This is a genomic window from Kitasatospora sp. NPDC047058 (genome assembly GCF_040643935.1).
Classification (GTDB): domain Bacteria; phylum Actinomycetota; class Actinomycetes; order Streptomycetales; family Streptomycetaceae; genus Kitasatospora.
The window spans coordinates 16692-33123 of sequence record NZ_JBEYVJ010000059.1 but is presented as its reverse complement, the minus strand read 5'-3'; the positions used below and the strand labels follow the sequence as shown (position 1 = coordinate 33123).

Below are 16432 nucleotides of genomic sequence, written 5' to 3'. Positions count from 1 at the left end.
ACGACCCGGGCGTGGACTCCGGCCTGATGATCGCCCAGTACACCCAGGCCGCACTGGTCAGCGAGAACAAGCGGCTGGGCCGCACTGCGGGCGTCACGGCCCGGACTCCTCCGCGACGGGTCAGAACCCGCCGCCGAAGTCCCCGCCTCCGCCGCCGTCGAAGCCGCCGCCGAAGTCCCCGCCACCGCCGTCGAAGCCGCCGCCGAAGTCGGAGGAGTCGTAGTCGGCGCCGGAGTAGTCGCCGCCCTCGTAGTCGGAGCCCGCGTCGACCGGGGCACCGTAGGCCGGGGTGCTCATCATCGAGCCGAGCATGGTGCCGACCAGCAGGCCGGGCAGCAGCCCGCCGCCGCCGAACCCGCCGAAGTAGCCGCCCGCCCAGGGCCCGTACGCCGGGCCGGCGTTCCAGTACGGCTGCGGGCCGTGCTCGGTCGGGACGGTGCGGATGTCCGGGTCCTGGCCGGCCGCCAGCCGGTCGGCGTCCGCCCGGCAGACCGGGACGGTGCGCGCCGCACCGCCGGCCGGGGCCCAGTCGGCATCCTGCACGGACGGGCCGTGCCGCGGGTCGAAGAAGCACGGCGGGCGGCGCTCCGGCAGCGGCCGCTTCTCGCGCCGGGCGGCCAGCGTGGCCAGCGCGAACCGGCCGTCCTCCAGCGCCTCGGTGACCGGCTTGACGTCCTCCGGCCCCTTCGCCTCGTCCATGCTGCGCTTGGCCCGCTCGTACGAGTCGAGGGCGTGCGTGTAGTCGGTGCGCTGGACGTCGTCGGCGTCCGGGGCGCCCGGGTTGAAGTCGAGCCGGTCGAGCTCCTCGCCGAAGGCCGTGATGTCCTCGTCCACCACCCGGCGCAGCTGCGCCAGTTCGGCCTGCCGCCGCTCCTCCTTGCGCTTCTTCGCCCGGCGGAACAGCAGGAAGACGCCGGCGCCGGCGAGCGCCAGCAGGGCCAGCGGGACGACCACCGCGGCGGCCGGGAAGCCGCCCGCGGAGCCGTTCACGCCGTGGCCCTTGACCTGGGGCGCGGCGGTGTCCACGAAGTCGTCGAGGGTCGCGCCGATGTCGCCCGGGTGGGAGCGGAAGGAGGCGCCCGCGATCCGCTCGGCGCTTCCGGGCGGCATCGCCTCGTGGTCCGAGCGGGCCTGGAACGCGTCGCCGCGCCAGATCGCGTAGGTGCCGGTGATCCCGGTCTTGGTCCGCAGGTCGTTGAAGACCGTCTGGGCACCGTACGGGGCGGCGGCCGGGACCACCGCGACGAAGATCGGCTTGTCGGCCTTGCGGATCTTCGCGGTCAGGGCGTCGGCCTGAGCCGGACCGAAGCGGTCGGTCATCGCCGGGTCGACGTACACCCGGCCCTGTTTGAGCGCCGAGGCGGCGTCGTCCAGTCCGCCGGCCGCGGAGGCCGCCGGGGCCAGCAGGAGCAGCAGCCCGAGCAGCGCCGCCACCAGGGCCAGCGGCCCGGCGCCCCGGGAACGTCGTCGAGCGAGGGTTCTCATGCCATCGACGCTACCGCCACCGACGTCCCGCCAGGGCATACCCTTCGCGTACGGCCGCTGCGCACCACCCCCACCGTCCGCCGGGGGCCGACCCCTCCTCGGGGATGATGTTTCCCCGGGCCGCCCCCGGACCGCACCGCCGGCGGGAACCCGGCCACCTGCCCGGACGTACCTCCCGGCGGGGCCCGGGCGTTCCCGGGGCAGGCCGAGGGCGCTCCGACGCTACCCCGCCACCGGGCATAGTGGGAGCCGTACCTCGGTCCCTTGACCTTCTCTTGACCGCTTCTCTCGATCGGAGCACTGGGTGTTCATCGGCCTCGTCACCGCCGTGGCGGCCTCCGCCTGCTACGGCACCGGTTCGGTCCTGCAGGCCGTCGGATCACGGCGCTCCGCCCGGGAGGAGGCCGCCGCCGGGGGTTCGTCGGCCGGCACCACCGCGCACGGCGGGCCGAGCCTCGCCTCCACCGCGAAGGCCGCCGTCACCTGGGAGTTCATCCTCGGCACGGTGCTCGACTTCATCGGCTTCGGGCTCGGCGCGCTGGCCGCGCGGCTGCTGCCGCTGTTCCTCTCGCAGACCATCATCAGCGCCAACCTGGTGATCACCGCGGTGCTGAGCATCAAGCTGCTCGGCATCCGGCTCAAGCAGCTGGAGTGGGCCTCGATCGGCGTGCTCTGCTCGGCCCTGGTGCTGCTGGCCGTCTCGGCCGGCCCGGAGGGCGGCCACCACGCGGCGATGGAGTTCCACTGGTGGCTGCTGCTGGTCACCACCGTGCTGCTGGTCGGCGGCGGCCTGCTGGTGCGGCGGATGGGCGCCAACGGCGCGATCGTCGCCGGCCTGCTCTCCGGCCTCGGCTTCGGCGCGCTCGGTGTCGGCGTGCGCATCCTCAACGGCGTCGAGCCGTTCGACCTGGGCGCGCTGCTCTCCGACCCGGCCCTGTACGCGATCCTGGTCGGCGGCATCGGCGGCATGTACGTGCACACCGTCGCCCTGCAGATCGGCTCGGTGAACGGCGCGACCGCCGCCCTGGTGGTCGGCGAGACGGTGCTGCCCGGCGCGGTCGGCGTGCTCTGGCTCGGCGACTCCTCCAAGGACGGCCTCGCCTGGCTCGGCGTGGCCGGCTTCCTGCTCGCCGTCGTCTCGGCGGTCGGCGTCGCCTACTTCGGGCAGGACACCCACGGCGGCGTGGACGCGGAGCAACCGCAGCGCGAGCTCAGCACCAGCGGCTGACCGGCCCCCGGCAGCCGGGGCCAGGGGCGGGGGGCCGTCCGGCCTCAGCCTCCGCTGCGGGCGCGCGGGACGCGCTGGCAGCGGGGGCAGAAGTAGCTGGAGCGGTTCATCCAGGCGGCCCGGCGGATCGCCGTGCCGCAGCGGTGGCAGGGCTCGTCCTCGCGGCCGTAGGCGTCCAGGTCCCGGGAGAAGTAGCCGCTCTCGCCGTTCACGTTGACGTAGAGGCTGTCGAAGCTGGTGCCGCCGACGGCCAGGGCCGCGGCCATCACGTCCCGGGCGCTGGCCAGCAGGAGGGCGGCCTGCGGACGGGTCAGCGAGGCGGTCGGGCGGTCGTAGTGCAGCCGGGAGCGCCAGAGCGCCTCGTCCGCGTAGATGTTGCCGACCCCGCTGATCAGCGTCTGGTCCAGCAGCGCCCGCTTGACCGTGGTGCGCCTGGCGCGCAGCGCGGCCACGAAGGCGGCGTCGTCGAAGCGCACGTCGAGCGGGTCGCGCGCGATGTGCGCGATGGAGACCGGCGTGCCCTCGGGGTCGCCGTCCTCGGCCTCCTCGACCGCGAGCCCGCCGAAGGTGCGCTGGTCGACGAAGCGCAGCTCGCGCCCGCCGTCGGTGAACCGGAGCCGGACCCGCAGGTGCGTCTCGTCGGGCACGGCCGGGTCCTGGACGAGGAGTTGGCCGCTCATCCCGAGGTGGCCGATGAGCGAGAACCCTCCCCCGGCCCCCGGCGTCCCCGCGGCGGAGAGCGGCACCCAGAGGTACTTGCCGCGGCGCTGCGCGGCGCCGAGCGTGGTGCCGGTCAGCCGCGCGGCGAAGTCGGCCGCACCGGCCGGCTGGCGCCGCACGGCGCGCGGGTGGAGCACCTGGACGTCGGCGACCGTCCGGCCGGCGACCCAGTTCGCCAGGCCGCGGCGGACGACCTCTACCTCGGGGAGTTCGGGCACCTCAACAGCCTCCAGCGCGCGGGAACGGGCAGGAGGAAGGGTACTGCGGACTCAGGCGGAGCCGCCGGGGAGGCGGTCGGCGTACTTCTCCTTGATCGCCCGCCAGGCGCTCTCGGCGGCCTTCTGCTCGGCTTCCTTCTTCGAGCGGCCGACGCCGCTGCCGAAGTCCTGGCCGGCCACCCGGGCCGCGGCGGTGAAGGTCTTCTCGTGGTCCGGACCGGACTCCTCGACCACGTACTCCGGCACGCCGATGCCCACCGAGGCGGTGAGCTCCTGCAGGCTGGTCTTCCAGTCCAGGCCGGCACCCAGCTGAGAGGACTCCTCGATCAGCGGGTCGAACAGCCGGTGGACGAACTCGGTGGCCGCGTCCAGACCCTGGTCCAGGTAGACGGCACCGATCACGGCCTCGACGGTGTCGGCGAGGATCGACGACTTGTCGCGTCCGCCGGTCCCCTCCTCGCCCTTGCCGAGCCGGATGAACGCGCCGAGGTCCAGGCCCCGGCCGACGTCGGCGAGCGCGCGCGAGTTGACCACCGCGGCGCGCAGCTTGGCGAGCGTGCCCTCCGGGACGTCCGGGTGGACGCGGTAGAGGGTGTCGGTCACCACCAGGCCCAGCACCGAGTCGCCGAGGAACTCCAGGCGCTCGTTGGTGGGCAGCCCGCCGTTCTCGTACGCGTACGAGCGGTGGGTCAGGGCACGTACCAGAAGGGCGCGCTCGAGTGTGTACCCGAGGCGCCCTTCCAGGACGTCGTATTCGGTCGAAGCCGGCCCGCCGGCCTTTCCGCCGCCCGAAGTGGCCTTCGAGGCGGTGGCCGCCTTGCGGGAAGAGTTACCGTCCGACATCGATCCGTACACCCCGCCGATCAGACCGAGAGGACCTGGCGACGGTTGTACGTGCCGCAGCTCGGGCACGCGGTGTGGCCGAGCTTCGGCTCGTGGCAGCGGTCGCAGGCCACGAGGGCCGGAACGACGGCCTTCCAGTTGGAACGGCGGTGGCGCGTGTTGCTGCGCGACATCTTCCGCTTCGGAACAGCCACGGCTACTTCTCCTGGTTCTCGGCGAGACCCTCACGGGTGTCGCTGTTCTTGATCCCGTCACCCTCGTCGCCGGGGGCGGCGGAGAGTCCCTGCAGAGCCGCCCACCTGGGGTCGACGGCGTCGTGGTGGTGCGCCGGGTCGTCGCTCAGGCGCGCTCCGCACTCGGAGCACAGGCCCAGGCAGTCTTCCTGGCACACCGGCTGCAGCGGCAGTGCGAGCACCACCGCGTCACGCAGCACCGGCTGGAGGTCGAAGAAGTCGCCCTCCAGACGGTAAGTCTCTTCCTCCGAGTCCTCGTCGAGGTCCTCGGCACCGGCGGTCCGGGCGCGGTGGCGCTCGTCGGACTCCGGGTAGTAGTACAGCTCCTGGAAGTCCACGTCGACGTCGTCCTCGACGGGCTCCAGGCACCGCACGCACTCGCCCTCGACGCGGGCCTCGGCGGTGCCGGTCACCAGCACGCCCTCGACCACCGACTCCAGGCGGAGCTCCAGCCGGATCTCGCTCTTCTCCGGAACGCCGATCACATCGATGATCCCGAGGCCCTCGGGGGCCTCCAGGGTGCGGGACACCTTGCGCAGCGAGCCGGGGCGACGACCGAGCTCGTGCGTGTCGAACACGAGGGGGTCGCGGTGGTCGAGGCGGTTCAAGGTGTCCTGACTTCCTGAGAAAAAGCGATGCGCGGTGCTGCGCACCGGGCGATGCGCGGGCAGACCGACGGTCCGGCACGGAGAGGCCGGAGTGGTCAGACTACCCGAGTCTCCGGCCAGGCCCAACTTCGGTCGGCCGCCCGCACCCGTTCCCGGCCACCGCCCGCCCGTTCCGGCCGGGCGGTGCCGCCCCCGGGGCCGGGTCAGCGTCCGCCGAGCTCCCGCAGCCGGGTCATGTCGATCATGCTGGTGTCGAAGAAGCTGGTCTCGTCCAGGCCGGCCTGCTGCTGCGGGACGGCCGGCGGGTTGGCCGGCGCCTGCGGGTAGTTGTAGGCGTCGTACGGCTGGGCGCCGTAGCCCTGCTGCGGCTGCGGGTAGCCGTAGCCGCCCTGCTCCTGCCCGGCGGGCGGGTAGCCCGGCTGCTGCTGCTGCCCGTAGGCGTACTGGGCGCCGTACGGGTCGCCCTGGCCGGCCGGGTCGTAGCCGCCGCCGTACACCTCGGCGTACTGCCCGCCGGGCTGCTGCGCGGCCGCGTACTGGTCGGTGCCGGGGGCCTGCCAGCCGGCCGCAGCCGGGGACTGCTCCGGCCAGGTCTGCTGTTGCGGAACGTCCTCGCGGTACCAGGCGATGTCGTCGCCGTCGGCGTCGGCGGCGAAGCCCGCCGCGACCGCCTCGGCGCGGTCCTTGGCCTGCTGGGCCTGGTCGGCGGCGGCCAGGTAGGCGCCCAGCTCGTCGATCGGGGCCTTGCCGAGCAGCTTGTCGCGGCCCTTGCCGACCGCCTCCAGGGTCGCGCTGAGCACGTTCTCCAGGGTGGCCAGCTTCACGTCGACGTACTCGTCGACCTCGGGGCTGGGGGTGATCCGCGGCTGCGGCCGGAACTCCTCGCCGTCGGTCTCGCCGTCGTACTCGGTCTCGAAGACGCTGGAGTCGCCGCGCAGCTTGGTCCGGCCGCGGCCGACCGCGCCGAGCGTCTTGGTCAGCACGACCTCGAAGTTGGCGAGCTTGCTGTCCACGTAGTCGTCGGCCTCGGCGCGCTTGGTCTCGACCTCGGAGCGCGCCTCCGCGAGGATGCGGTCCGCCTCGGCCTGGGCCCGGCGGACCACCTCGGTGTCGGAGATCAGCGAACCGCGCTCGGCGTGCGCCCCCTGGATGATCCGGTCGGCCTCGGCCTCGGCGTCGGCCACCACCTGCTCGTGGTCGGCCATCACCGACTGGGCCTGGGCCAGTTCGGCGGGCAGCGCCGCCCTGAGCTCCTGGAGCAGGCCGACCAGCTCGGCTCGGTTCACCACGCAGGAGGCCGACATGGGCATCGAGCGGGCGTTCTCGACGGCCGCGACGATCTCGTCGACCTTGTTCTGCACGTCCACGGGGCTTCGTCTTTCCGTGTGCCGCCGACGGTCCGGCGGAGGCAGGCCCGGCGCGGTGGACCTCACCGCAGGGCAGGAGTACAGACTGTACGGCCACTGCGGGGCGAGGTCACAACGCCCGGACCGGCCCGCTCGGGCACACCCTGGACAACCCGTGACGAACCGGCAGAATCGGACGCACCCGGCCCGCGCCCCGCTACTGCGCGGCCTTGCGCTCCGCGATCCGCTCGACCAGCCGGCGGTGCACCACCTCGGGCAGCAGGTGCGAGACGTCGCCCCCGTACGAGGCGACCTCCTTGACCAGCGTCGAGGAGAGGAAGCTGTACGTCGGCGAGGTCGGCATGAAGAGCGTCTCCACGCCGGTCAGGCCGTGGTTCATCTGCGCCATCTGCAGCTCGTAGTCGAAGTCGCTGACGGCCCGCAGGCCCTTGACGATCGCCGGGATGCCGCGCTCCCGGCAGAAGTCCACCGTCAGGCCGAGGTGCGACTCGACCACGATGTTCCCGTAGGGCGCGGTGACCTCCTCGATCAGCGCGATCCGCTCCTCGATGGTGAACATGCCCTGCTTGGTCCGGTTGACCGCGACCGCGACGTGCACCACGTCGTACAGCTTCGAGGCCCGCTCGATGATGTCGAGATGACCGTTGGTGATCGGGTCGAACGATCCGGGGCAGACGGCGCGGCGCATGGCGTGGATGCTCCCTCGTGGGGTGACGGGTGCTGCGGGCCTCCTCGGCCCGGTCAGGGGTGTCGGCGGGCCTCGGCGGCGGCGCGACCGTACCAGAGCGTGCCCTCGCCGTAACGGCGGGAGCGCAGCTCCTCGAAGCCGTCGGGCCAGTCGAACGCGCCGCCTCGGGTGCTCCGCTCCACGGTGACGAGTGCATGCTCCGCGAGCCAGCCCCCGGCCAGGAGTGTGATCAGCATCTCGCGCACCTCGTCGTCGGTGACGACGTACGGCGGATCGAGGAAGACCAGGTCGTACGGGGCCTCCGGGGGCGGACCCGCGATCACCTTCTCGGCCCGGGCCGCCTTCACCAGCACGCCCGGCAGGCCGACCGTCCGGACGTTCTCCCGGATCACCCGGGCCGCCTGGCTGTCCGCCTCGACCAGCAGGACGTGCTCGGCACCGCGCGACAGCGCCTCCAGGCCGACCGCCCCCGATCCGCCGAACAGGTCCAGCATCCGGGCCCCGTGCAGGGTGCCGCGCAGCGACTCCAGGGTCGAGAACATCGCCTCGCGGGCCTTGTCGGAGGTCGGGCGGGTGCCCCGGCCGGGCGGTACGGCCAGCCGGCGGCCGCCGGCCGCCCCGGCGATCACGCGGGTCATGGTGGTGGGAGGTCCTTTCGTCGCTGCCCGCCCACGCTATACGGCCCCGGGCCCGCCGGCTCGAAGGCGGGTGGCGCGCGACGGGCGGGCGGGCGGCCCGGGCCCCGACCGGTCCGGCCGGGGCCCGGGATCCCGCCCGCGGACGGTCAGCTCGCCTCGGAGCCCGCCGCCTGGGCCGGGACCGCCGCGCCGAGCAGCGCCGGCGAGGCGTACCGGGACCAGGACAGGCAGCCGTCGGGCGGGCAGAACTCGGGGCGGCGCGGGTCGTGCCCGAGCTCACGCAGCTTGGTGCGGACGGAGTCGGGCGTACGGCCGAAGCGGGCCGCGATCCGGGCGACGGTCTCGCCGTCGTGGAACCGCCGGACCAGTTCCTCCTCGTGCTGCGGCACCCAGGGGGCGCCGTGGCCGGGGTACAGCTCGCGCAGCACGTCACGGTCGGGGATGGGCTCGGAGACGTCGGCGACGATCGCCAGGGCCCGGAGCGCGCGGTTGAGCGCGATCCGCAGCGAGGCGACGTCCTCGACCGGGAGACGGAGCCGGCCCGAGGCGAGCGGCTCGGCGGCCGCCCCCTCGCGCCAGCCGGCCAGGGTGAGGGTGACCTCGCGGTCGTCGTCGCTGGCGAGTTCGATCCGGAAGACCTTGTCGCCCAGCGGGAGCTCGTTGAGATGACGGAATGCCATGGCAGGACCCCCAAGTGTCGTGCCAGGTACGCACCTTGAGGGTGCGCCCTGAACAACTACATTCTCTCCCGGGGGTCTGACAATCGGCCGCCCCGAAGGACCGGCGGGCCCTGCCCGCCCGGCCCCGCCCGTCCGGCCGTCCCGCTCAGCCCTTCTCCATGTAGGCCGCGCGGTCCGCGTCGAGCAGGCTCTCCAGCGCGGTGCGCAGGTCCGGGTGGGCCGCCAGCTCCGGGTCCTCGGCGACCAGCCGGGTGGCCTCGGCCCGCGCGGTGACGATGACCTCCTCGTCCTCCAGGACCGAGAGCACCTTCAGCGAGGACTTCACCCCGGACTGCGCCTGGCCCAGCACGTCGCCCTCCCGGCGCTGTTCGAGGTCGATCCGGGACAGCTCGAAGCCGTCCAGCGTGCCGGCCACCGCGTCCAGCCGGGCCCGGGCGGCGCTGGCCGCCGGCATGTCGCTGACCAGCAGGCACAGGCCCGGCGCGCTGCCGCGCCCGACCCGGCCGCGCAGCTGGTGCAGCTGGGAGACGCCGAAGCGGTCGGCGTCCATGATCACCATCGCGGTGGAGTTGGGGACGTTGACCCCGACCTCGATCACCGTGGTGGCCACCAGGACGTCCACCTCGCCGGCCGTGAACCGGCGCATCACCTCGTCCTTGGCCTCCGGCGCCAGCCGGCCGTGCAGGATCTCCACCCGCAGCCCGGCCAACGGGCCCTTCACCAGCATCCCGGCGGTCTCCACCACGGAGAGCGGGGGCCGGCGTTCGTCGCTGTCGGCGCCGGCGTCCGCGACGTCCTCCAGGTCCTCGTCGGCCGCCTTGCGCCGCTTCTTCGGCTCGGCCGGCTCCTCGTCCCCGATCCGGGGGCAGACCACGTACGCCTGGTGCCCCTTGGTCACCTCCTCGCGGACCCGCTCCCAGGCCCGCACCAGGAAGTTGGGCTTCTCCACGGCCGGGACGACGTGGGTGGAGATCGGGGAACGGCCGGCCGGCAACTGGTCCAGCACCGAGGTCTCCAAGTCCCCGAAGACGGTCATCGCGACGGTGCGCGGGATCGGGGTGGCCGTCATCACCAGCAGGTGCGGCGGCTGCTCGCCCTTGGCCCGCAGCGCGTCCCGCTGCTCGACGCCGAAGCGGTGCTGCTCGTCCACCACGACCAGGCCGAGGTCCTGGAACTGCACCTTGTCCTCGATCAGGGCGTGGGTGCCGATCGCGATGCCGGCGTCCCCGCAGGCCATGTCCAGCAGCGCCTGGCGCCGGGCCGGGACGCCCATCGAGCCGGTCAACAGCACCACCCGGGTGCCGAGGTCCGAACCGCCGAGCATGCCGCCCTCGGCCAGGTCCCCCATCATCTCGACGATCGAGCGGTGGTGCTGCTGCGCCAGCACCTCGGTGGGCGCCAGCAGCACGGCCTGGCCGCCCGCGTCGACCACGGCGAGCATGGCGCGCAGCGCGACGAGCGTCTTGCCGGAGCCGACCTCGCCCTGGAGCAACCGGTGCATCGGGTGCGCGCTCGCCAGGTCGGCGGCGATCTCGGCGGACACCTTCTGCTGGCCCTCGGTGAGGGTGAACGGCAGCCGGGCGTCGAAGGCGTCCAGCAGACCGCCCGCCCGGGCCTCGCGCGGCTTGGCGGGCAGCGCGGAGTCGGCGGCCCGGCGTCGGGCGAGCGCGACCTGGAGGACGAACGCCTCGTCCCAGCGGAGCCGGCTCTGGGCGCGCTCGCGGTCGGCCTGGCTGCGCGGACGGTGGATCAGCTCCAGGGCCTCGGGCAGCGGGATCAGGTCGTGCCGCTCGCGCAGCTCGGCCGGCAGCGGCTCGCCGACGTCGCCGAGGTGCTTGGTGAGGGCCGTCTCGACGCAGATGGACAGCTTCCAGCTGGGCATCTGGGCGCTGGCGCCGTACACCGGGATGAGCCGGCCGGCGAACTGCTGCGCGGCGTCCGACCCGGCCTCCTCGTCGAGGAGTTGGTAGTCGGGCGAGACCAGCTGGCGGCTCCGGTTGAAAACCCCGACCTTGCCCGCGAAGAGGCCCTGGGCGCCGGCCCTGAGCTCCTTCTGCCGCCAGCCTTGGTTGAAGAAGACCAGCGAGAGCCGGCTGCGGCCGTCGGTGACGACCACCTCCAGGCGGTCCCCCTTGCGGCCGCGGAACGGGATCAGGGTGACCTTCTCGATCCGCGCCAGCACGGTGACGTGCTCGTCGATCTCCAGCTCGTCCAGGCTGGTGAGCTGGCCGCGTTCGACGTAGCGGCGCGGATAGTGGTGCAGCAGGTCCCCGACCGTGCGCAGCTTGAGGCTGTCGGCGAGCACCTTGGCGGTCCGGTCGCCGACGAGCTTGGTCAGTGGTTCATCGAGAGCGCCCATCAGGCCCCTGTTTACACCACCGGACCGACAATCCGGGCGTCCCCGCGTCGGCTACTCGACGCCGATGAGCAGCGGAGCGGACTCCTGCCCGCCGTGGAAGACCACCGCGTCGACCTCGGGCCGCCGGTGCCGGGCGTGTGCGACCAGCCGCTCGGCCAGGCCCTCCGGCGCGCCCTCGCCGAGGATCAGGGTGACGAGTTCGCCGCCCGCGCCGAGCATCCGGTCCAGGACCAGCGTCCCGACCTCGTCCGGCCCGGAGCCGATCACCACCACGTCCCCGTCGATCAGCCCGAGCACGTCGCCGGCCTGGCAGACCCCGGCCATCGTCCAGGACTCCCCCTCGGCGACGGCGAGTTCGGCGTACCGGGTGGCGCCGGCCGCCGAGGTCATGGCGACCACGTCCTCGTCGAAGCGGCGGCCGGCCTCGTGCACGGCGAGCGCGGCCAGGCCCTGGACCGGCGAGCGGGTGGGCAGCACGGCGATCCGCACGCCCTCCTCGCGCAGCTGGTCGGCGGCGGCGCCGGCGGCGGCCCGCAGCTCGGGGTCGTTGACCAGCAGCACCACCTCGCGGGCGGCGGCCCGACGGACGGCGGCGGCGAGTTCGGCGCTGGCCGGCGGCCGGTCGGGGTCGGCGTGCAGGACCACGGCGCCGGCCTGCTCGCAGAGTTCGGCCAGGCCCGCGCCGGAGACCACCGAGAGCACCGCCCGGGTGCGCTCCTCGCGCTCGCCGCGGTCGGCGGCGGCGCCGGAGCGGGCGGCGGCCTCGACGAAGTGCGTGATCCGGATCTGGTGCGGCCGGCCCGCCCGCACCCCGGCCTCGACCGCGGCGCCCGCGTCGTCCACGTGCACGTGGACGTTCCAGAGGCCGTCGCCGCCGCCGACCACCAGCGAGTCGCCCAGCCCGGCGAGCCGCTCGCGCAGCGCGGGCAGGGCGGCGTCGGGGGCGTCCAGCAGGTAGATCACCTCGAAGGCGGGGTGGCCGGGTCCGGGCGGTCGCACGTGCGTCCCGCAGCCCTCCGCGGTCCGGACGTCCCCGCGCAGCGCGACCGGGCCCATCGGCTGGTGCCCGGCGACGGCGTCGGCCAGCGCGCCGAGGACGGCGACCAGGCCGCGTCCGCCGGCGTCCACCACCCCGGCCTCGGCCAGCACGGCGAGCTGCTCGGGGGTGTGCCGCAGGGCGTCCCGGGCGGCCCGGTACGCGGTGTCGGCGACCTGGGCGAGCCCGTCCCCGGCCCGGACGGCCTCCCGGGCGGCGACCCGGGCCACGGTCAGCAGCGTCCCCTCGACCGGCTCGGCGACGGCCTGGTACGCGGAGTCGGCGGCCCGCTGCAGGGCGGCCCGCAGCTGGTCGGCGCCGCCGCCCTCGGCCAGCGTCTCGGCGGTGCCGCGCAGCCACTGGGCGAGGATCACGCCGGAGTTGCCGCGCGCGCCGATCAGCGCGCCGCGGGCCATCGCCCTGGCGGTCTCGGCGAGCCCGGGCGCCGGGCCGGCGTCCGGGTCGGCGAACCGGCTCTCCACCGCGGCGGCGGCCGACTCCACGGTCAGGTACAGGTTGGTGCCGGTGTCGCCGTCCGGGACGGGGTAGACGTTGAGTGCGTCGATCTCCTCGCGGGCCTGGCCGAGCGCGCGCAGGGACAGCTGGCACCAGCTGCGCACGGCCGGGGCGTCGAGCGTCTGCAGCACCAGGTCTCCTCCGGATGAGACGCCGTGACGGCCTGAGGGGCGGCAACACATTCAGGGCAGCGGCGAGGGGCGATACGGGCAGGTTATCGGGGGCCGGGTCCGGGCGCGGGATCCGGCGACCGCAGCGATCACCTGCGCGGTCGTGGTAGTTTCGTTGAACGGAAGCAAGCGTTGTATGCTCTTCCGGTTGCCTGGAACAGTCCAGGCTCACCCAGTTGGTCCGGTCTGGTTCACGTGAGTGCTCCGGTGGGTCGGCGGGGTTTCGAACGTAAATGATCTGAAGTCTTGGAGTGACTCCTGTGGCTGCCAACTGCGACGTCTGCGGCAAGGGGCCGGGCTTCGGCAACAGCATCTCCCACTCGCACCGCCGTACCTCCCGTCGTTGGAACCCCAACATCCAGACGGTGCGCGCTGTGATTGGGCGGACGCCGAAGCGGCTCAACGTCTGCACCTCGTGCATCAAGGCCGGTAAGGTCTCGCGCTGACGCGCAGACCGGTACGCCGGTCCTCCAGTCAGCCGGTTCATCCTCGGATGGACCGGCTTTCTGTTTCCCCGGTGTGCCCGTCGTTCCCGGCACACGGTTGATGGCGGGCCCACGGGCCCGCCATCGGTCGTTTCAGCGCCAGCGCCAGGCGTGGTCGACCGGGCCGATGCCCGCGCCCAGCGCGAAGCCGCCGGCGATCGCGCCGGTGACGTACTCCTTGGCCGAGGCCACCGCCTCCGGCAGCTGCTCGCCCTTGGCCAGCCCGGCCGCGATCGCGCTGGCCAGCGTGCAGCCGGTGCCGTGGGTGTGCCGGTTGTCGTGGCGCGGCGCGCGGTACCAGTGCTCCTCCCCCTCCCCGCCGTACAGCAGGTCGGCGGCCTCGCCCTCCAGGTGCCCGCCCTTGACCAGCACCCAGCGCGGTCCGAGGTCGAGCAGCGCCTTGGCCGCGTCCAGCATCCCGCCCTCGTCCTCGACGGTGCGGCCGGTGAGCTGCGTCACCTCGTGCAGGTTGGGCGTGGCCAGGGTGGCGACCGGCAGCAGCCTCTCCCGGACGGTGGCGACCGCCTCGGCGGCCAGCAGCGCGTCGCCGTGCTTGGAGACGCCGACCGGGTCGACCACCACCGGGGCGTCGACTCCGGCGAGCAGCCCGGAGACGGTCTCGACCAGCTCGATGGAGGCGAGCATGCCGGTCTTCACGGCCTGCACGCCGATGTCGTCCACCACGCTGCGGAACTGGGCGCGGACGGCCTCGGCCGGCAGCTCCCAGTAGCCCTGGACGCCGAGCGAGTTCTGCGCGGTGACGGCGGTGATCACGCTCATGCCGTGGACGCCGAGGGCGAGCATCGCCTTGAGGTCGGCCTGGATGCCGGCGCCGCCGCCGGAGTCGGAACCGGCGACGGTGAGCACGCGCGGAGGTGCGGTGGAGGGGCCGTGCGGAGCTCGGCCGGAGGCGGGGGCGGGAGACGGGAGGGCCATGGGACCAACCTACCCGCGCGGGCTCAGAGCACGGCTTCCGATTCCGCCCAGCGGTCCTGCGGCACGGTCTTCAGCCGGGTGACCGCCTCGGACACCGGAGCCAGCACCACGTCGTTGCCGCGCAGCGCGGTGAAGTGCCCGAACGCGCCCTGGTGGACGGCCTCCACCGCGTGCCAGCCGAACCGGCTGGCGAGCACCCGGTCGCGGGCGGTGGGCGTGCCGCCGCGCTGGACGTGGCCGAGGATGACCGGCCGGGCCTCCTTGCCGAGCAGGTTCTCCAGCTCGTGGGCGAGCCGGTTGCCGATCCCGCCGAAGGTCTGGTGGCCGAACTGGTCGACCTCGCCGTGGTCGAAGCGCATGGTGCCGGGCAGCGGGCCGGCGCCCTCCGCGACGGCGATGATGGCGAACTTCTTGCCCCGGGCGAAGCGGTCCTCGACCATCCGGGCCACCGCCTCGATGTCGAACGGCTTCTCCGGGATCAGGATCCCGTGCGCACCGCCCGCCATGCCGGCGGTGAGGGTGATCCAGCCGGTGTGCCGGCCCATCAACTCCACGACCATCACGCGCTGGTGGGACTCCGCGGTGGTCTTCAGCCGGTCGATCGCCTCGGTCGCGACGTGCACCGCGGTGTCGAAGCCGAAGGTGACGTCGGTGGCGTCGATGTCGTTGTCGATGGTCTTCGGCACCCCGACCACGGGCAGTCCGGCGTCGCTGAACATCCGGGCCGCGGTCAGCGTGCCCTCGCCGCCGATCGCGATCAGCGCGTCGATGCCGGCGTCCCGGGCGAGGGCCTGCGCGTTCTCCACGGCCCACCCGATCCGCTCGCGCTTGACCCGGGCCGAGCCCAGGATGGTGCCGCCGAGGGTCAGCAGGCCGGTGACGTCGTCGTGCGAGATCGGCCTGGTCCGGCCCTCGATCAGGCCGAGGAAGCCGTCCTCGATGCCGACGATCTCGTCGCCGTGCACGTCGGTGCCCCGGTGCACCACCGACCGGATCACCGCGTTGAGGCCGGGGCAGTCGCCGCCGCTGGTCAGGACACCGATGCGCATGGTGGCAGTGCTCTCCCGCTCCGCAGTGGATCGGACCGCCCCCGCCCGGGGGGGCGGGCGGGCCCGCTTCAGCGCAAGCCTACGCACAACCCCGCCCGGACCGGGTGCGCCGCGCGCCGTCCGTCCGCCGCCCGGACCGTCCTCCGCCCGCCCCCTCGGTGGCCCGGCGCGCCCGGTGGGCGGACGGGCCGCCCGTCACTCGGCGAAGTGGTCCCAGCCGCCGACCCGGTCCCAGGCCGCGCCGTCCACCGTCACCCGGCCGCCGCGGGCCGCCCGGGCCCGCGCCGTCACCTCGCCCACCACCCGCCAGCGGGCGGGGAGTTGGGCCCCGCGCGGGAAGGTCGCGACGATCGCGTGGTCCTCGCCGCCGGAGAGCACCCAGACCAGCGGGTCCACGCCGACCGCCTGGCCGATGTCGGCCATCTGGGCCGGGACGTCGAAGTCGGCGGCGCGCAGGTCGATGTCCACGCCGCTGGCCCGGGCCACGTGGCCGAGGTCGGCCACCAGCCCGTCGCTCACGTCGACCATCGCGGTGGCGCCCAACTCGGCGGCGGCCGGGCCCGCGTGGTACGGCGGCTCGGGCCGGCGGTGCGCCTCCACGAAGGCCCGCGGCGAGCGGAAGCCGCGTTGCAGCACGGTCAGCCCGGCGGCGGACCAGCCCAGCCAGCCGGTGACCGCGACCACGTCGCCGACCTGGGCCCCGGCGCGCGTCACCGGCGCGCGCCCCTGCAAGTCCCCGAGCGCCGTGATGGCCAGGGTGATGACGTCCCCGCGCACCACGTCACCGCCGACCACCGTCGCACCGGCCACCTGGCACTCGTCCCGCAGGCCGTCCATCAGCTCGGTGGCCCAGGTGGTGGGCAGGTCCGCGGGGGCGACCAGGCCGAGCAGTATCGCCGTCGGCACCGCGCCCATCGCGGCCACGTCGGCGAGGTTCTGGGCGGCGGCCTTGCGGCCCACGTCGTAGGCGGTCGACCAGTCCCGGCGGAAGTGCCGGTTCTCGATCAGCACGTCCGTGGTCGCCACCACCCGGCCGTCCGGTGCCTTCACCACGGCGGCGTCGTCGCCCGGGCCGAGGTCGACCGCTTCGGTGAGCGGCACCCGGGCGGTCAGCTCCCTGATGAGGCCGAACTCGCCGAGCTCGCCCACGGTCCCCTGCATCTGCCGTCCTCT

At 74.1% G+C, this 16432-nt stretch carries 16 protein-coding genes; 2 read left to right on the top strand and 14 right to left on the bottom strand.

Annotated elements, in window-relative coordinates; genetic code table 11:
* Positions 1 to 120 precede the first annotated feature (120 nt).
* Positions 121 to 1485, bottom strand: coding sequence for a hypothetical protein (locus ABZ885_RS12340; RefSeq protein WP_360186839.1), 1365 nt, complete (start codon positions 1483 to 1485; stop codon positions 121 to 123).
* Between the two features lie 304 nt (positions 1486 to 1789).
* Here ABZ885_RS12340 and ABZ885_RS12335 point away from each other — a divergent pair, with 304 nt between their 5' ends.
* The gene (locus ABZ885_RS12335; protein ID WP_360186837.1) at positions 1790 to 2713 is read left to right on the top strand and encodes a hypothetical protein; all 924 of its coding nucleotides are present in this window, start codon (positions 1790 to 1792) and stop codon (positions 2711 to 2713) included.
* 44 nt (positions 2714 to 2757) lie between these two features.
* Here the strand turns inward: ABZ885_RS12335 and mutM are convergent, their stop codons facing one another.
* The 10 genes from mutM to ABZ885_RS12285 all read right to left on the bottom strand — a co-directional run bounded on the left by mutM (position 2758) and on the right by ABZ885_RS12285 (position 12750).
* Positions 2758 to 3651, bottom strand: a complete 894-nt coding sequence (gene mutM / locus ABZ885_RS12330; protein WP_360186835.1) for a bifunctional DNA-formamidopyrimidine glycosylase/DNA-(apurinic or apyrimidinic site) lyase — start codon at positions 3649 to 3651, stop codon at positions 2758 to 2760.
* 51 nt (positions 3652 to 3702) lie between these two features.
* Positions 3703 to 4494 (bottom strand): ribonuclease III, encoded by a 792-nt coding sequence (gene rnc / locus ABZ885_RS12325; RefSeq protein ID WP_360186833.1) that lies wholly within the window; start codon positions 4492 to 4494, stop codon positions 3703 to 3705.
* Positions 4495 to 4514: 20 nt separating this feature from the next.
* The gene (gene rpmF / locus ABZ885_RS12320; protein ID WP_035797762.1) at positions 4515 to 4688 is read right to left on the bottom strand and encodes a 50S ribosomal protein L32; all 174 of its coding nucleotides are present in this window, start codon (positions 4686 to 4688) and stop codon (positions 4515 to 4517) included.
* Between the two features lie 2 nt (positions 4689 to 4690).
* Positions 4691 to 5335: a DUF177 domain-containing protein gene (locus ABZ885_RS12315; RefSeq protein WP_360186831.1), complete on the bottom strand. Its 645-nt coding sequence runs from the start codon at positions 5333 to 5335 to the stop codon at positions 4691 to 4693.
* A 203-nt stretch (positions 5336 to 5538) separates the two neighbouring features.
* The gene (locus ABZ885_RS12310) at positions 5539 to 6702 is read right to left on the bottom strand and encodes a cell division initiation protein (RefSeq protein ID WP_360186829.1); all 1164 of its coding nucleotides are present in this window, start codon (positions 6700 to 6702) and stop codon (positions 5539 to 5541) included.
* Between the two features lie 196 nt (positions 6703 to 6898).
* On the bottom strand, positions 6899 to 7390 hold the full coding sequence (coaD, locus tag ABZ885_RS12305; protein ID WP_360186827.1) for a pantetheine-phosphate adenylyltransferase: 492 nt from the start codon (positions 7388 to 7390) through the stop codon (positions 6899 to 6901).
* Positions 7391 to 7443: 53 nt separating this feature from the next.
* Entirely contained in the window at positions 7444 to 8028 is a 585-nt protein-coding gene (rsmD, locus tag ABZ885_RS12300) for a 16S rRNA (guanine(966)-N(2))-methyltransferase RsmD (RefSeq protein WP_360186825.1), read from the bottom strand.
* A 146-nt stretch (positions 8029 to 8174) separates the two neighbouring features.
* Positions 8175 to 8708: a hypothetical protein gene (locus ABZ885_RS12295; RefSeq protein ID WP_360186823.1), complete on the bottom strand. Its 534-nt coding sequence runs from the start codon at positions 8706 to 8708 to the stop codon at positions 8175 to 8177.
* A 145-nt stretch (positions 8709 to 8853) separates the two neighbouring features.
* Entirely contained in the window at positions 8854 to 11067 is a 2214-nt protein-coding gene (gene recG / locus ABZ885_RS12290) for an ATP-dependent DNA helicase RecG (protein WP_360186821.1), read from the bottom strand.
* Positions 11068 to 11118: 51 nt separating this feature from the next.
* Complete coding sequence (locus tag ABZ885_RS12285; RefSeq protein ID WP_360186819.1) at positions 11119 to 12750, bottom strand: DAK2 domain-containing protein; 1632 nt, start codon at positions 12748 to 12750, stop codon at positions 11119 to 11121.
* 299 nt (positions 12751 to 13049) lie between these two features.
* Between ABZ885_RS12285 and rpmB the strand changes: the two genes are divergently transcribed.
* Positions 13050 to 13235, top strand: a complete 186-nt coding sequence (gene rpmB, locus ABZ885_RS12280; protein ID WP_344639849.1) for a 50S ribosomal protein L28 — start codon at positions 13050 to 13052, stop codon at positions 13233 to 13235.
* A gap of 132 nt (positions 13236 to 13367) precedes the next feature.
* On the opposite strand, the gene thiD is transcribed toward rpmB, so the two are convergent.
* The 3 genes from thiD to ABZ885_RS12265 form a co-directional block, all read right to left on the bottom strand.
* Positions 13368 to 14210 carry a bifunctional hydroxymethylpyrimidine kinase/phosphomethylpyrimidine kinase gene (thiD, locus tag ABZ885_RS12275; protein ID WP_360186817.1) on the bottom strand — a complete coding sequence of 281 codons (843 nt, stop codon included), beginning with the start codon at positions 14208 to 14210 and terminating at the stop codon, positions 13368 to 13370.
* A 23-nt stretch (positions 14211 to 14233) separates the two neighbouring features.
* Positions 14234 to 15259, bottom strand: a complete 1026-nt coding sequence (locus ABZ885_RS12270; RefSeq protein WP_360186815.1) for a 6-phosphofructokinase — start codon at positions 15257 to 15259, stop codon at positions 14234 to 14236.
* Positions 15260 to 15454: 195 nt separating this feature from the next.
* The gene (locus ABZ885_RS12265; RefSeq protein WP_360186814.1) at positions 15455 to 16420 is read right to left on the bottom strand and encodes a thiamine-phosphate kinase; all 966 of its coding nucleotides are present in this window, start codon (positions 16418 to 16420) and stop codon (positions 15455 to 15457) included.
* Positions 16421 to 16432 lie beyond the last annotated feature (12 nt).

What these genes read in the sequence shown, in the direction of transcription:
- ABZ885_RS12340 (WP_360186839.1), bottom strand. Translation starts at nt 1,485, where the DNA reads ATGAGAACCCTCGCTCGACGACGTTCCCGGGGCGCCGGGCCGCTGGCC.
- rnc (WP_360186833.1), bottom strand. Translation starts at nt 4,494, where the DNA reads ATGTCGGACGGTAACTCTTCCCGCAAGGCGGCCACCGCCTCGAAGGCC.
- coaD (WP_360186827.1), bottom strand. Translation starts at nt 7,390, where the DNA reads ATGCGCCGCGCCGTCTGCCCCGGATCGTTCGACCCGATCACCAACGGT.
- rsmD (WP_360186825.1), bottom strand. Translation starts at nt 8,028, where the DNA reads ATGACCCGCGTGATCGCCGGGGCGGCCGGCGGCCGCCGGCTGGCCGTA.
- ABZ885_RS12295 (WP_360186823.1), bottom strand. Translation starts at nt 8,708, where the DNA reads ATGGCATTCCGTCATCTCAACGAGCTCCCGCTGGGCGACAAGGTCTTC.
- recG (WP_360186821.1), bottom strand. Translation starts at nt 11,067, where the DNA reads ATGGGCGCTCTCGATGAACCACTGACCAAGCTCGTCGGCGACCGGACC.
- thiD (WP_360186817.1), bottom strand. Translation starts at nt 14,210, where the DNA reads ATGGCCCTCCCGTCTCCCGCCCCCGCCTCCGGCCGAGCTCCGCACGGC.
- ABZ885_RS12270 (WP_360186815.1), bottom strand. Translation starts at nt 15,259, where the DNA reads ATGCGCATCGGTGTCCTGACCAGCGGCGGCGACTGCCCCGGCCTCAAC.
- ABZ885_RS12265 (WP_360186814.1), bottom strand. Translation starts at nt 16,420, where the DNA reads ATGCAGGGGACCGTGGGCGAGCTCGGCGAGTTCGGCCTCATCAGGGAG.